The 16247-nt window shown below is 53.2% G+C and carries 12 protein-coding genes; 11 read left to right on the forward strand and 1 reads right to left on the reverse strand.

What is annotated here, in order from left to right; translation table 11 throughout:
• Nucleotides 1-228: 228 nt before the first annotated feature.
• The gene (gene barA, locus G544_RS0118210; protein WP_027275905.1) at nt 229-3021 is read right to left on the reverse strand and encodes a two-component sensor histidine kinase BarA; all 2793 of its coding nucleotides are present in this window, start codon (nt 3019-3021) and stop codon (nt 229-231) included.
• Nucleotides 3022-3102: 81 nt separating this feature from the next.
• On the opposite strand from barA, the gene rlmD reads away from it, so the two are divergent.
• From rlmD to G544_RS0118270, 11 genes are all read left to right on the forward strand, one after another.
• Entirely contained in the window at nt 3103-4422 is a 1320-nt protein-coding gene (gene rlmD / locus G544_RS0118215; protein ID WP_027275906.1) for a 23S rRNA (uracil(1939)-C(5))-methyltransferase RlmD, read from the forward strand.
• A gap of 20 nt (nt 4423-4442) precedes the next feature.
• Nucleotides 4443-6674, forward strand: a complete 2232-nt coding sequence (gene relA, locus G544_RS0118220) for a GTP diphosphokinase (protein WP_027275907.1) — start codon at nt 4443-4445, stop codon at nt 6672-6674.
• 81 nt (nt 6675-6755) lie between these two features.
• Complete coding sequence (mazG, locus tag G544_RS0118225; RefSeq protein WP_027275908.1) at nt 6756-7550, forward strand: nucleoside triphosphate pyrophosphohydrolase; 795 nt, start codon at nt 6756-6758, stop codon at nt 7548-7550.
• Nucleotides 7551-7713: 163 nt separating this feature from the next.
• Complete coding sequence (gene pyrG, locus G544_RS0118230) at nt 7714-9360, forward strand: glutamine hydrolyzing CTP synthase (RefSeq protein WP_027275909.1); 1647 nt, start codon at nt 7714-7716, stop codon at nt 9358-9360.
• Nucleotides 9361-9536: 176 nt separating this feature from the next.
• Nucleotides 9537-10835, forward strand: coding sequence for a phosphopyruvate hydratase (gene eno / locus G544_RS0118235; RefSeq protein WP_027275910.1), 1299 nt, complete (start codon nt 9537-9539; stop codon nt 10833-10835).
• Nucleotides 10836-11135: 300 nt separating this feature from the next.
• Complete coding sequence (locus tag G544_RS0118240; RefSeq protein WP_027275911.1) at nt 11136-11336, forward strand: hypothetical protein; 201 nt, start codon at nt 11136-11138, stop codon at nt 11334-11336.
• An 80-nt stretch (nt 11337-11416) separates the two neighbouring features.
• Nucleotides 11417-11698 (forward strand): hypothetical protein, encoded by a 282-nt coding sequence (locus G544_RS0118245; RefSeq protein WP_211218915.1) that lies wholly within the window; start codon nt 11417-11419, stop codon nt 11696-11698.
• Nucleotides 11699-12738: 1040 nt separating this feature from the next.
• Nucleotides 12739-14112, forward strand: coding sequence for a tyrosine phenol-lyase (locus tag G544_RS0118255; RefSeq protein ID WP_036024623.1), 1374 nt, complete (start codon nt 12739-12741; stop codon nt 14110-14112).
• Between the two features lie 126 nt (nt 14113-14238).
• On the forward strand, nt 14239-15507 hold the full coding sequence (gene mtr / locus G544_RS0118260; protein ID WP_027275915.1) for a tryptophan permease: 1269 nt from the start codon (nt 14239-14241) through the stop codon (nt 15505-15507).
• A 189-nt stretch (nt 15508-15696) separates the two neighbouring features.
• Entirely contained in the window at nt 15697-15933 is a 237-nt protein-coding gene (locus tag G544_RS21910) for a ParD-like family protein (RefSeq protein ID WP_071783424.1), read from the forward strand.
• Nucleotides 15902-16192 (forward strand): type II toxin-antitoxin system RelE/ParE family toxin, encoded by a 291-nt coding sequence (locus G544_RS0118270; RefSeq protein ID WP_027275916.1) that lies wholly within the window; start codon nt 15902-15904, stop codon nt 16190-16192. Before G544_RS21910 ends, G544_RS0118270 begins: the two co-directional genes overlap by 32 nt.
• Nucleotides 16193-16247 lie beyond the last annotated feature (55 nt).

Below are 16247 nucleotides of genomic sequence, written 5' to 3' on the forward strand. Positions count from 1 at the left end.
GAGTAAAAAAGGAGAAAAGCGAGAAGCAATAAACTAGGAAGATAGCTCGTAGGAAATTACACAGAGTTGCGCTTATTTCATTATAAGTGCGCGTTTTCTCCCAAAATCTGTAACAGCCCACCAAGCAGTGGGCGTTGATAATAAATGGATGCATACGGGACTTGCCTGGAGGGTATGTCAAAATCGCCCAAGCCTCTGGCCTTCTGTACGAAGGTGTTTCTTGATGAATTAATCAATATATTCGCCCGCTTCCTGCCGCACGTTCTCAAACTCGTCCAGCATTTCAAGCCACTCAGGCTCCAGGTCGGTCGCGCTGACGCCGTTTCTCAGCTGGCTTTCCAGATAGTGGCACAGCTGCTTTAACCGCGGCACGCCGCTATAGCTGCAGCTGCCGTGCAGCTTGTGGATGAGGTTGACCATATCGTCGTCCTGCTGCCCGTCCAGTACGTTTTGTATCCGTTCTTCGACTTCGGATAAAAATTCTATCAGGCTTTTTAGCAGGTCTTTCGCCAGATCTTCCTTATTGGCTGCCTGCGTTAGCGCCAGCTGCCAGTCTAAAGAGCGGGGCGATTCAACCACGGCGTCCTGGGTGAGGGCAGGGGCTGATACGGGTTCTTCAATAACGGGCTTTGTCACGGGCTTTTTGGCCTGCGGTGAGACTTTGCACTGCGCCTGCAGGACGTTAATCAGCATTTCCTCATTAATCGGCTTTGCCAAATAGTCGTCCATGCCGCAGCCGATGAGGCGCTCGCGTTCGCCGATCGCCGCGTGGGCCGTCACGGCGACGATCGGCGTTATCAGATGGTTTGGCAATCGATGAATGATTTCGGCTGCCTTGATGCCGTCAATTTCCGGCATCTGAATGTCCATCAGGATAATGTCGAGGTCGTTTTTCTTGGCAAACTCGATGGCTTCTTCGCCGCTGTTGCACAGGATAACGCGGGAAACGATGTCGCTAAGCAAAACGCCGATAAGCTTCAGGTTGGCCGGGTTATCGTCTACCGCCATGACGGTCAGCGGCATCTGAAGCGTATGGGCCTGCACCGGCGCGGGAAGGCTGGCGTCGGAGCGGGCGCTCAACAGCGCGTCAAACAGGCGATTGCGGGAAAGCGGTTTACACAGGGTGGCCTGAGCGCCGACCTGTTTTAACGCTTCCACGTCGATATTCGGGCGGTTAGGGATGGCTAATATCAGGCGAGAGGAGATTTCCAGTGCCCACTTCATCACGGTGTCTTGATAGCGCTGAACGTCGGCCAGATCGACCGGTAGTCCAAGCAGGACAATGTCGTATTCTTGATGACGCTTAGGGACAAGCTCAAAGTTGGAATAGGGGATAACTTCGACCGGCTCATCCCTTAAGATTTCGAGCGTCGCCTGCATGGCGCCTTCATTCTCTTCAATATAGAGGATGCGCTGGCCGGATATTTTCTCAAGGTTAGGCACGTGATGAACGATGCCGCTGCCTTCCAGCTCCAGATTGATATAAAACCAGAAGGTCGACCCTTCGTGCAGCTTGCTCTGGAAGCTGATGTCGCCCCCCATCTCCCGGATCAGGCGCTGGGTGATAACCAGGCCAAGGCCGGTGCCGCCATGGCGGCGAGAGATGCTGGCGTCGGCCTGCCGGAAGGCCTGGAACAGCTGCGACTGCTGGCGTTCGGAAATGCCGATGCCGGTGTCCTTCACCTGCACTTCGATATCCGCACTGTTGTCATACTGATGGCGCAGGGTAATGTAGATGTCGATATTGCCCCGTTCGGTAAACTTGATGGCGTTACCCAGCAGGTTCATTATCACCTGCTGGAGGCGAAGCGGATCGCCGATAACGTTATCCGGCACGTCGCTTGCGATGTGCATCGTCAGCTCAAGCGACTTCTCGTGCGCGCTATGGGCCAGCAGGATCACCGTTTCATCAATCGTGCCGCGCAGAGAGAATTCGGTATGTTCCAGCACCAGCTTGCCCGCTTCCAGCTTCGAGAAGTCGAGAACGTCGTTGATGATGTTCAGCAGGTTGCTGGCGGAACGTTCGATAGTTTGCAGGTAGTCGGTCTGGGTCGGCGTGAGGGTGGTTTTCAGCGTCTGACGGGTAAAGCCTATCACGCCGTTGAGCGGCGTGCGCAGCTCGTGGGACATATTGGCCAAAAACTCCGACTTGATTCGTGCCGCTTCCTGAGCGCGCTTTTTCGCCAGATCCAGCTCGACGTTTTGGATTTCCATCTGCTCCAGCGTTTCGCGCAGATCGGAGGTGGCCTGATCGATATTCTGCTGCATCTCTTCATGGTAGGCGGCGAGCGACATGGCCATCGAGTTGATGCCGTTTTTCAGCATGTCGAGCTCGCCGAGCATGTAGCCCTCAACCCGGCTATCCAACTGGCCGCGCCGGATGCGGTCTACGGTGTTGACCATGTTGCGAATAGGGCCGGTCACGTCGCGCATCAGCCGATAGGCGAACAGCATTGCGATGCACAGGCAGAGGCTGAGCAGCAGGGTAGCGATAAAAATTTCTTTGTACTGCTGTAGGCGAACGGTGCGAAGATCGAGCTCAATGGCGATGTAGCCCAGCGTTCTGTGTCCCGGCTCCAGGCTGACGTCCATATCCGGCAGCTGGTTTTCCGAAACGATAGGCGTGCGCAGAATCAGCGAGTCGCCTTTTGTTGTGACCGTCAGGTCGTCGGGCACCGGCGCGCCTTTCGGTAGCTGCAATAGGGCGTAGTTCTGATGAAAGTTGGAGGTGACCAACAGGTGATTCTGCGTGTCGAAAACGGCAATTGACCGTACAATATTGGAATGGCGGCGGTGCAGCATGCTGACCAGCTGGCGCACCCCTTCGCGGTTGCTAAAGGTCATTCCGTACTCGCTGGCGATAGCGAGAGGTTCAATGATGCTTGAGCCCGAGTCGACCAGTTGGTCTTGCAGCTCGTTGTAGCGGTGTACCACGAAAAATGTGCTGATAAGAAGCCCGATAAGGAGCGTCGGAGCCAGAATCAGAATCATCATTCGGGCGCGAAGGCTATATTTGGTCATAAGGATCCAATATGGGACAATCAACTATCGATAGCGAATCAGGCTATTCAATAACGCAGTGACGGATACTTTTAAATCATCATGGTGCAATTCTACTCGCCCAGCCGCCGGAAGGCGATACAGCAGAAACTTATTGTTACCCCTTACGAGCTTGATACACAAGGTCAGGGCGTCGCTCGTCATGAAGGGAAAACGATTTTTGTGACCGACGCACTACCGCAAGAGCGCGTCGAGGTCAAAATTTACGAAGATAAGCGCAGCTATGCCAGAGCGAAAGCCGTGCGTCGCCTCTCGTCGAGCGAACATCGCCTCGCGCCGCCGTGTCCTCACTACGGCGTATGCGGCGGCTGCAACCAGCAGCACGTCGCGTCAGCGTTGCAGCATAGTAGCAAATCCCATGCTCTGGATCAGCTGTTTGTCAGGGAAGCCGGTCTGAGCGTCTCGCAGGGCGAACCGATCTTTACGGCGGGCTACGGCTACCGGCGCCGAGCGCGCCTTGGCCTACAGTATGTGGCTAAAGACAAGCGCCTGAGCATGGGCTTTCGTCAGCAGATGTCCAACTCTCTGGTTGATATAACGACCTGCCCGGTTTTGGAGCCAGAACTGGACGCGCTGTTGGCGCCGCTTTATCGCTGCCTTTCTTCCCTTCAGTGCGTTAAAAAGCTGGGGCATGCCGAGCTGGTGAAGGCCGATAACGGCCCGCTGTTGGCGCTTCGGCACCTGGCGCCGCTATCCGACGGCGATCGCCAGCGGCTGGTTGCGTTTTCCGAGTCCCACGGCGTCGCCGTTTGGCTTGCGGGCGAGGAGGGCGCGCTGGAGCGCCTGACGGGAGAAGATCCTTTTTATCTCCTTGATGACCTGACGTTAGGCTTTAATCCTCGCGATTTTATTCAGGTGAACGCCGGCGTAAACCGGCTGATGGTTGAACAGGCGCTGGCGTGGCTGGAGCTTCAGCCGACGGACCGCGTGTTGGATCTGTTCTGCGGTATGGGAAACTTTACGCTGCCGATGGCGAAAAGGGCCCAAGAGGTCGTCGGCGTGGAGGGCGTAGAGGCGCTGGTTGCCCGAGGGCAAAAGAACGCGCTTGCTAACGGTCTGGATAATGCGATTTTTTTACACCACAATCTGGAAGAGGACGTCAGTAAACAGTCGTGGGCGAGTCAGGGATTTGATAAAGTGTTGCTAGACCCGGCTCGCGCCGGCGCCGCAGAGGCAATGGCGCAGATAGTCAGGCTGGCGCCCAAGCGCATCGTGTACGTCTCCTGCAACCCGCAAACGCTGGTCAGAGACAGCAAGGCGCTGCTGGCCGGCGGCTATGCTCTCGGGGGCCTGCGCATACTGGATATGTTCCCGCAGACCGGGCATATTGAGTCAATGGCGTTGTTTATTAGTCTCAAATAGTTAAGCTGTGAGGAAGCGTTATGGTTGCGGTAAGAAGTGCCCATTTAAACACGGCCGGTGAGTTTGAGCTGGATAAATGGATTGCCAGCCTGGGAATAACCCATTCTGAGCAGAGTGAGCGTTTAGCCGCGACCTGGCGATATTGCGAACAGCGGGTGAAAGACAATCCCGACGCTTCCCTCTTGCTGTGGCGGGGGCTGGAGGTGGTGGAAATTCTGGCCACCCTCAGCATGGATATCGATAGCATGCGCGCCGCGCTGCTGTTTCCGCTGGCGGACGCCGACATTCTTGATGAAGAGACGCTAAAAGAGCAGTTCGGCAACGAAGTGGCCTATCTGGTGCGCGGCGTGCTTGAAATGGACGCTATCCGCCAGCTAAAGGCCACCCACAGCGGCAATAACGCCTCCGTTCAGGTGGACAACGTCCGCCGCATGCTGCTGGCGATGGTGGAAGACTTCCGCTGCGTGGTTATCAAGCTGGCGGAGCGTATTGCCCACCTGCGGGAAGTGAAGGACGAAGCGGAAGAGGTCCGCGTTCTGGCGGCCAAAGAGTGCTTTAACATCTATGCGCCGCTGGCCAACCGCTTAGGGATAGGCCAACTGAAGTGGGAAATGGAGGACTTCTGTTTCCGCTACCTGCATCCGGACGAATACAAGAAAATAGCCAACCTGCTGCATGAGCGCCGCATCGACCGCGAAGTGTATATCGACAACTTCGTGAAGACCCTTCGTGAATCGATGGCGGAAGAGGGCATCAAGGGCGAAATCTACGGCCGCCCGAAGCATATCTACAGCATCTGGCGCAAAATGCAGAAAAAGTCGCTGGCGTTTGAAGAGCTCTACGACGTACGCGCCGTGCGCATCGTGGTTGAACGCCTGCAGGACTGCTACGCCGCGCTGGGGGTGGTGCATACGCACTTTCGCCATTTGCCGAGCGAATTTGACGACTACGTCGCCAACCCCAAGCCGAATGGCTATCAGTCTATTCATACCGTGGTGTTTGGCCCTAAAGGGCAGGCGGTAGAAATTCAGATCCGCACCCGCCAGATGCACGAAGACGCCGAACTCGGCGTAGCGGCGCACTGGAAGTATAAAGAGGGGGCGGTCTCCGGCCGTTCCGGCTATGAAGAGCGCATCGCCTGGCTGCGTAAGCTCATCGCCTGGCAGGAAGAGATGTCCGACAGCGGTGAAATGCTGGACGAAGTCAGAAGCCAAGTGTTTGACGACCGCGTTTACGTGTTCACGCCCAAGGGCGACGTTATCGATTTACCCGCCGGCTCAACGCCGCTGGACTTTGCCTACCACATTCATAGCGACGTCGGCCACCGCTGCATCGGCGCTAAGATCGGCGGCCGCATCGTGCCGTTCACCTATCAGCTGCAGATGGGCGATCAGATTGAAATTATCACCCAAAAGCAGCCTAACCCGAGCCGCGACTGGCTGAACCCTAATCTGGGATTCGTCAACAGCAGCCGGGCGCGCGCCAAGATCCAGGCCTGGTTTAAGAAGCAGGATCGCGATAAGAACGTGCTTGCCGGCAGGCAGATCCTGGACGAAGAGCTTGAGCGGCTGAATATCAGCTTCAAGGACGCCGAGAAGCTGCTGGTGCCGCGCTATAACGTCCATTCGTTTGATGAAGTGCTGGCCGGCATCGGCGGCGGCGACATTCGCCTCAATCAGCTGGTGAACTTCCTGCAAAGCAAGTTTAACCAACCGACGGCGGAGGAGGCCGATCGCGAAGCGCTGCGTCAGCTTAATCAGAAGACGGCCGCCGCGGCCCAGCGTAACGCCAAAAGCAACAGCCAGATCGTAGTGGAAGGCGTCGGCAACCTGATGCACCACATTGCCCGCTGCTGCCAGCCTATTCCCGGCGATGACATCGTCGGCTTTATCACGCAGGGCAGGGGGATCTCTATCCACCGCGCGGACTGCGATCAGCTGCAGGAGCTGAAAAACCACGCGCCGGAGCGCCTGGTGGAGGCGGTGTGGGGCGACTGTTACTCCAGCGGCTATTCGCTGGTGGTGAGGGTTATCGCCAACGACCGCAGCGGCCTGCTGCGGGACATCACCACCATTTTGGCTAACGAAAAGGTGAACGTGCTCAGCGTGTCGAGCCGCAGCGACGTGAAAAAGCAGATGGCGACCATCGACATGGAAATCGAGCTTTACAACCTTCAGGCGCTGTCGCGCGTGTTGACCCGCGTAAGCCAGCTGCCGGACGTCATTGAAGCGAAGCGACTGGGCAGCAAGTAGCCCGCGCTTCAACCGCTCTTGGCCCTGCCGATAAAGGCGGGGCTAGATTTTAAATCTACCGTAAAGACAGAATAAACAGACATGAGTGAAGCCACCGCAATCGACCGCCTGCTGGGCATTATGGAGACCCTGAGGGCGCCTGAAGGAGGCTGCCCGTGGGATAAGGCGCAGACCTTTGACACCATCGCCCCCTACACGCTGGAAGAAACCTACGAGGTGCTGGACGCTATCGCCCGCGGCGACCTTGACGACCTTCGCGACGAGCTGGGGGACCTGCTCTATCAAATCGTTTTCTACGCCCGCATGGCGCAGGAGCAGGGGCGCTTTGATTTTAACGACGTATGCAACGCCATCAGCGACAAGCTGGTGCGGCGGCATCCGCACGTGTTCAGCGACGGAAGCGCCGCCAATGAAGGGGAAGTGAGCGCCGAGTGGGAAAAGCGTAAAAGCGCCGAGCGAGAGAAAAAGGCGCAGCACTCCGTGCTGGACGATATCCCCGACGCGCTGCCGGCGCTGATGAAGGCTCATAAAATCCAAAAGCGCTGCGCGAACGTAGGGTTTGACTGGACGACGCTGGGCCCGGTGGTGGATAAGGTGCATGAAGAGCTGGAAGAAGTGATGCACGAAGCCAGGCAGGCGGTGGTTGACCAGTCTAAACTGGAAGAAGAGCTGGGAGACTTGCTGTTTGCGACGGTCAATCTCTCTCGCCATCTGGGCCATAAGGCGGAAAGCGCGCTGCAGGCCGCCAACCGCAAGTTTGAACGTCGCTTCCGCCGAGTGGAGGAGATAGTCAAAAGTTCGGGCAAAACGCTGGAACAGGCTTCGCTGCACGAGATGGATATGGTGTGGCATCAGGTGAAAGAGGAAGAGAGCTAAATAAAAAATTAGGGTGCCGCTAGTCCAGCAGCGACGGGGCATACGCACTAATTTTTCGTAGGTTTGGCTTTCATTAATTGTTGTGGCGGGAAGGCTCTGGTATACTGCTTTCCCGTCCTAGTACTCCCTTTTCGTCTTTATAAACCTAACCTTCAGGTTCAGCATGGCAACTAATTATATATTCGTAACAGGTGGGGTTGTATCCTCACTCGGCAAAGGCATTGCAGCCGCTTCTCTTGCCGCTATTCTTGAGGCTCGTGGCCTAAACGTCACAATGATGAAGTTGGATCCCTACATTAACCTCGATCCGGGTACCATGAGCCCCATCCAGCACGGCGAAGTGTTTGTTACCGAGGACGGTGCGGAAACCGATCTGGATTTGGGCCACTATGAGCGCTTCATTCGCACCAAGATGACCCGCCGCAATAACTTCACCACTGGCCGCATTTATTCGGACGTGCTGCGCAAAGAGCGCCGCGGCGACTATCTGGGCGCTACAGTGCAGGTTATTCCCCATATTACTAACGCCATTAAAGAACGCGTCATCGCCGGCGCAGAAGGTCACGACGTAGCGCTGGTGGAAATCGGCGGTACCGTGGGCGATATCGAGTCCCTGCCGTTCCTGGAAGCCATTCGCCAAATGGCAGTGGAAATCGGCCGTGAGAAAACGCTGTTCATGCACCTGACGCTGGTGCCCTATATGGCGGCGTCCGGCGAGGTGAAAACCAAGCCGACTCAACACTCTGTTAAAGAGCTTCTGTCTATCGGCATTCAGCCGGATATTCTGGTCTGTCGTTCAGATCGCGCCATCCCGGCCAACGAGCGCGCCAAGATTGCGCTGTTCTGTAACGTGCCGGAGAAGGCGGTTATTTCTCTTAAAGACGTTGACTCCATCTATAAGATCCCGGCGCTGCTCAAATCTCAGGGTCTTGACGAATTCATCTGTAAGAGATTCCATCTTTCCTGCCCGGAAGCCAATCTGGCCGAGTGGGAACAGGTTATTTATGAAGAGTCCAATCCGACCCGCGAAGTCACGATTGGCATGGTCGGCAAGTACGTTGAGCTGCCCGATGCGTATAAATCTGTCATCGAAGCATTAAAGCATGGTGGACTGAAGAATCGATTCAGCGTTAATATAAAGCTAATCGATTCGCAGGACGTTGAGGCCAAGGGTGAAGAAATCCTCTCCGGTCTTGATGCGATTCTGGTTCCCGGTGGTTTCGGCTACCGCGGTGTGGAAGGCAAAATCATTGCCGCACGCTATGCGCGCGAGAACAAAGTGCCCTATCTGGGCATCTGTTTGGGCATGCAGGTTGCGATGATGGAGTTTGCCCGAAACGTTGTCGGCATGGCCGACGCCAATTCGACCGAATTTGTGCCAGACTGTAAGTACCCGGTTATCGCGCTCATCACTGAGTGGCGCGATGAAGAAGGGAACGTGGAAGTCCGTACGGAAGAGAGCGATTTGGGCGGCACCATGCGTTTAGGCAGCCAGCCGTGCCATTTAACCGAGGGCAGTTTGGCGCGTAAGCTGTATGGCGCACCGACAATTTCAGAACGTCACCGTCACCGCTATGAGGTGAACAACATGCTGCTGCCGCAGATTGAAGCGGCCGGGCTGCGGGTTGCGGGGCGTTCCGCTGACCACAAGCTGGTGGAAATCATTGAGCTTCCGGACCATCCGTGGTTCGTCGCCAGTCAGTTCCACCCTGAGTTTACGTCAACGCCGAGAGACGGTCATCCGCTGTTCTCCGGCTTCGTTAAGGCCGCCGGCGAATATCAAAAGTGCCGGGGCGGCGAGTGCGACTAAGCGCGGTCAGAGAGTTAAATATTTTCAGGAAGGCCCGCACTTAAGGGCAACGCAACAAAACGCCAGCGATAGCATCCTGGCGTTTATTGCCCCAACAGGAGCGGGACGCGTGACGGCCTGGCCGTCGTTGTCTACAGTTTGTTGAAAAATCAACGTGTGACTAGAGGAAAAACCGAATGTCCAAAATCGTTAAAGTGCTCGGTCGTGAAATCATCGACTCTCGTGGCAATCCGACCGTTGAAGCGGAAGTGCATTTAGAAGGCGGTTTTGTAGGTCTGGCCGCTGCGCCGTCAGGCGCTTCAACCGGCTCTCGTGAAGCGTTAGAACTTCGCGATGGCGACAAGTCTCGCTTCCTGGGTAAAGGCGTTCTGAAGGCGGTTGCCGCCGTTAACGGCCCAATCGCTCAAGCCGTTGTTGGTAAAGATGCAAAAGACCAAGCCAACATTGACCGCATCATGATCGAGCTGGACGGTACTGAGAACAAGTCCAACTTCGGCGCTAACGCCATTCTGGCCGTGTCTTTGGCCGCTGCGAAAGCCGCTGCCGCATCAAAAGGCATGCCGCTGTACGAACACATCGCCGAGCTGAACGGCACTCCGGGCAAATACTCTATGCCTCTGCCGATGATGAACATCATCAACGGCGGCGAGCATGCCGACAACAACGTTGATATCCAGGAATTCATGATCCAACCGGTTGGCGCTAAAACGCTGAAAGAAGCCGTACGCATGGGTTCTGAAGTATTCCATCACCTGGCGAAAGTGCTGAAGGCCAAGGGCATGAACACGGCCGTTGGCGACGAAGGCGGCTATGCGCCGAACCTGGGTTCCAACGCGGAAGCGCTGGCCGTTATCGCTGAAGCCGTTAAGGCCGCTGGCTACGTGTTGGGCAAAGACATCACTCTGGCGATGGACTGCGCAGCGTCTGAATTTTACAAAGACGGTAAGTATGTTCTGGCCGGTGAAGGCAATAAGGCGTTCACTTCTGAAGAGTTCACTCACTTCCTGGAAGAGCTGACCAAGCAGTATCCGATCGTCTCTATCGAAGACGGTCTGGACGAGTCTGACTGGGCTGGCTTCGCTTATCAGACCAAGGTTCTGGGCGACAAAATCCAGCTGGTGGGCGACGACCTGTTCGTCACCAACACCAAGATCCTGAAAGAAGGCATCGAGAAAGGCATCGCGAACTCTATCCTGATCAAGTTCAACCAGATCGGTTCTCTGACCGAAACTCTGGCTGCTATCAAGATGGCGAAAGACGCCGGCTACACTGCCGTTATCTCTCACCGTTCAGGCGAAACCGAAGACGCGACCATCGCCGATCTGGCGGTAGGTACTGCGGCTGGCCAAATCAAGACCGGTTCTATGAGCCGTTCTGACCGCGTAGCCAAGTACAACCAGCTGATTCGTATCGAAGAAGCGCTGGGCGACCGCGCGCCGTTCAACGGCCTGAAAGAAGTTAAGGGCCAGGCGTAATTCGCTAACGCCTTAGCTCGCTAATAACGTCCCGCGTTGGGTTTCCCGCGCGGGATTTTTTTGTCTTTTTTTCACCATAGCTTAGCGGGTGGGAAAAAGGGGAGAAAGGCATCGTGCGGAATGCTAAAGCGCGTGAATATCGCCGAGAGTGTGTAAAAAGAGGGCAATTTAAGGGTGATAAAGTGGCATTTCCGTGCGCCATTTCTCTCTATGGCGCAACGCACGTTTCTCTCTATTACCTCTTGAATAAGAGAGGCTGTTATAGCTTAATGGTGATTCCATTAATCGATGAGGTGGACTATGGCGAGCGCAAGAGAGTCAATTCAGCAAATGATTGGTGAAGTGGTCGTAAAGCTGTGCGATAAAAATGTACCGATAGACAGAGATTCCATCATCGAAAAGCTATTAAGGGTAACGCACAAAGAGGATGCGGGTTCAGAACGCAACAGGGTTGCGACAATGGCGCTTGAGTTCTTAACCAAGGCTGAAGCAAAGGTTTAAGCCTTATTCCAGTCGCTCTGATTAGTAGGCCGTCCCTAACGGGTACGGCCTTTATGTTGTTTAACCTAAAAGGCATTGTAATGAGACCGGAGGTTAAAACTTTAACGAAGGCAAAAACTATTCATAAAATTCACTGCGGCGAATGTAATTGGACGCTGGAGGTTGTTGCGAATACGGATGCCGATATCCAATGTTGCCCTTGGTGTGGTTGGAGCGATCTGGAGCTTAGCTGTCTCACTGAACTGGGGGGCTTTCAAGAAATCGAGTGTAAAAAACACGGCAGAATCACCGTTCTTTTGCCTGATGAAAATGCTAATCCAGATGATTTTATGGATAATTTGTTTTGTCCGTATTGTGCCTAGGTGACGTTGGTTTTTTTAGTTTTAGTAAAAACTGGGGAAGATAAATAATTCTTTACCCGACTGTTAACGAAGGCTTTCGCTTCGAAGTAGGATAAACTTATCTGAACTTAGGATGTTAGCTCTCAGTTCAAGCGGTCTGGACGTATCGTTAACGTAAAGAAGATATCTATAGTCCGAAAATTCTACTTCCTCCGGGCTGTCATCAAAGGGATCGACGTTTTCTTTCAGCATAAAGTGTTCATGCCTCCGATCACCAGAAAGAAAATAGATTCCACCCTGATAGGTACCGTCTCTTTCATGGAAATTTATATTTAATAATGAACATAATAAATCACGGGCCTCACTTAAACAATTTCCTGAAAAACCATATAAATCATAATTTGTCATGTGTTACTCGCATATTAGATAGTATTAAAGAAGTATAGGGTTATGAATATCACAGAAAATAAACTATACCAAGCGTTATGCATTATTTATATTAATTCTGAATTAATATAAAGTGCGAGTATTCATAAAATAGTCATTGTTATTTTATGAATGTAATTTATATCCATATCTATTTCTAAATAACTTGCTATTTTAAGTTTTAGTTTTGAATTCCAATCAGCTTGGCTAAAAAATACCCCTCGCGAGATAACCATTTTAAGCCCATTCAGTCAACCGATCTGGTTCTCAAATTTATGATACTCAGTCATTATTTTGTTATTTATATGATATGTAATGATTTTAATTTCATTTCTCAGTGTAAAATATTATGTACATAAAAAATAAGGTGTCGGAACGACATCTAAAATGTAATCACAGTCACGCGTTTAATCTAAAGCATGATCCGGGTCACGAAAAGGGAAGCGATGGAGATAAAGAAAGCGATGCGGCTCGGTATTTAAATGAAATATTATTAGAATGATGTTCGTAATAATAAGGTTACAGGAAAGAGTTAAATGACGTTGCCCCACGCTATTGAAAAGATAACGTAAAAAGCAAGAATGAAAGCGTCCGAAATAAACGTTATTAATAAAATAGCCAATGAGGAAAGTATAATGTCATATCCAGCCGAACCTTATAAAATTAAAGTCGTTGAACCTATCGCAATGACCACCCGTGAGCAGCGCTTACAGTATATTAAAGATGCTGGTTACAACACATTCCTGCTGCAGTCTAAACAAACTTATATTGACCTGCTGACCGACAGCGGCACCACCGCGATGAGCGACAACCAGTGGGCGGGTATGATGCTGGGTGATGAAGCCTACTCCGGCAGCGCCAACTTCTATCATCTGCAGGACGTGGTTGCCGAATACTACGGCTACAAGCACGTGGTTCCGACCCACCAAGGGCGCGGTGCGGAAAACCTGCTCTCTTCGCTGTTGATTAAAGACGGCGACTACGTGCCGGGCAACATGTACTTCACCACCACCCGCGCCCATCAGGAGCGCAACGGCGCGACCTTCGTTGATATCATCATCGACGAAGCGCACGACTCGCAAAAAGAGCTGCCGTTTAAGGGCAACATCGACGTCGCTAAGCTGGAAAAGCTGATTAACGAGGTCGGCGCCGACAAGATCCCCTACGTCTGTCTGGCCGTGACGGTCAACCTGGCGGGCGGCCAACCGGTCAGCATGGCCAACATGCGTGAAGTCAGCAAGCTGTGCCGCAAAAACGGCATTCTGGTGATGTACGACGCAACCCGCTGCGTTGAAAACGCCTATTTCATCAAAGAGCGCGAGCCGGAGTACAAGGACGCCACCATCGCGGCCATCCTGAAGGAGATGATGAGCTACTCCGACGGCTGCACCATGAGCGGCAAGAAAGACTGCCTGGTCAACATCGGCGGCTTCCTGTGCATGAACGACGACGAGCTGTATCAGAAGGCCTGTGAAATGGTCGTGCTGTATGAAGGCATGCCTTCTTACGGCGGCCTGGCGGGGCGCGATATGGAAGCCATGGCGCGCGGCATCGTCGAGTCCGTCGATTTCGCCTATATCCAGCACCGTATCGCCCAGTGCTACTACCTGGCGGACAAGCTGACCAAGGCCGGCGTGCCGATCGTTCGGCCGGTTGGCGGACATGCGGTATTCCTGGACGCCAAAGCCTTCCTGCCGCACGTGCCGCAGGAACAGTTCCCGGCGCAGTCGCTGGCGGCAGAGCTGTACATCGACTCCGGCGTTCGCAGCATGGAGCGTGGCATCATCTCCGCCGGGCGCGACAAGAAGACCGGCAAGAACCACATGCCGAAGCTGGAGCTGGTTCGTCTGACGATTCCTCGTCGCGTATACACCTACGCTCACCTAGATATCGTCGCTGAGTCGGTTATTCGCCTGTACAAGAACCGCGAGAATATCAAAGGGCTGGAGATGGTGTACGAGCCGAAGTTCCTACGCTTCTTCACCGCTCGCTTTGAGCCTCTCAAATAAGGCGTTTTCCCACTAGTGGAGTAAAGGAAGCGCCCTTCATCCGGGCGGATGAAGGGCGCCGTCGTCTGGAGCTGTTGTAGGTCATGAATAGATTTTTTCCACTTAAAATTCGCAATAAAGGAATCGATTATGACGGTCAGCGTAGAGAATCAAGGCTCTGCCCAGAGTAAAAGCAAATCGGTGATCGGCGGGGCGATGATTACAACCGCGACCGTCGTCGGCGCCGGTATGTTTTCGTTGCCGGTGGCCATGTCCGGTATTTGGTTTTCGTGGGCTTTAGTGGTCCTCGTAGTTACCTGTTTTGTTATGATTATGGCTGGTTTCATGCTGCTTGAAGCCAACCTTAACTATCACGTCGGCGCCAGTTTCGACACCTTAACCAAAGATCTGCTGGGCAGATTCTGGAACCTGGTGACCAACTTTACCTTCGCGTTCGTCCTTTATATTCTCGCCTACGCCTATATATCCGGCAGTGCGGCGGTGATTTCCCAAACCCTGACGCACTATATGAACGTGGGGGTGTCGTCTCGCGTCACCGGGGTTATTTTTACTATTGTCGTTGCCTTTATCGTCTGGTGGAGCTCAACCGCGGTAAGCCGCATCACGACTATCCTGCTGCTGGGCAAGTTCATTGCGTTCTTTATGACCTTCGCCAGCCTGCTGGGCTACGTGAAGGTCGACAACCTGATGGACGTCATGGCGCCGGCGGGCACAAGCTATCTGCCGTATCTGCTGATGACGCTGCCGTTTTGCATCGTGTCGTTCGGATTTCACGGCAACGTGCCGAGCCTGGTGAAGCACTACGGTAAAGATCCGAAGCGCATCGTTTCCTGTATTCTTATCGGCACGCTGTTTGCGCTGTTCCTCTATGCGTTTTGGCTTTACTGCACGATGGGCAACATTTCCCGCCTCGACTTTAAGCCCATCATCGCACAGGGCGGCAATATTGACGTCTTTATTACCGCCATGGGCGGGATCCTCAACAGCGCGTCAATGGACGTCATTTTGACCTTCTTTGCCAACTTTGCGGTGGCAAGTTCAATGCTGGGCGCGACGCTGGGGCTGTTTGACTACATTGCCGACCTGTGTAAATTCAAGGACGATAACGGCGGACGTGCTAAAACGGCGCTGGTGACCTACGTGCCGCCTGCCATCCTGTGCTCAATCTATCCGAACGGCTTTCTTTACGCGATTGGCTATGCCGGGCTGGCGTTTGCGGTGTGGGCGATTATCGTTCCGGCGCTGTTGGCGAAGGCCTCCCGCGTCAAGTTCGGCAACCCGATGTTCCGCACCTGGGGCGGCACGCCGCTGGTGTACGTCGTTATCGCCTTCGGCGTGCTGGCCATGCTGGCGCATATTCTCTCTTCGCTGAATATATTGCCGACGTATCGGTAGTGGGTTTTCTTATCGAAAGAGTGGTTGTTTGTTAATAATGAATGCCGTAGCGGATAACGTTGCGGCTTTTTTACTTTTTTGGAAGAGATTTAATGCGACAAATTGTTGCTTAATGCGATGTAACGCGATAATCTGTATGTGTGTTGAACACGCACACAATTACGCACTCATCACAGTAAAGGTATAGATATGGCCACAAGCATCCGTTTAGACGATGACTTCGTTACAGATGTTAAGATCTATGCAGAGGCTTCGAGTCGAAGTGTTCCTAAGCAAATTGAGCATTGGGCTAAAATCGGCCGCATCGCTGAAGATAACCCTGATTTGCCGTATAGCTTCATTCTTGAAACCCTGCTGGCGAAGGGCGAAGTCGATAACCATAAGGTAAGTCGATATGTCAGAAGGACCCCAAAATCAGGAGATTGACGTTTATCAGTCAAACCGTTTTGAAAAGGCGCTGGATAAACTACCTGAAAAACTGCAGCAAATAGTCGAAAACGAGATCGATAAGATCTTAGACAACCCCGAGCTAGGGGAGCAGAAGAAAGGCGATCTCAGCTATTTGAGAGTACATAAGTTTAAGTTAAATAATCAGTTGGCGTTACTTGGCTACAGCTGGATAGAACACAAAATCGAGCTGTATCTTCTTAGTTTGGATTCACATGAAAACTTTTATCAAGAGTAAAAGAAGCACCGAAAGGCTGATTTGAAATTGATGAAATAGCTTTTGGCCCTGGAAA

The organism is Leminorella grimontii ATCC 33999 = DSM 5078, from assembly GCF_000439085.1.
GTDB classification, from domain to species: domain Bacteria; phylum Pseudomonadota; class Gammaproteobacteria; order Enterobacterales; family Enterobacteriaceae; genus Leminorella; species Leminorella grimontii.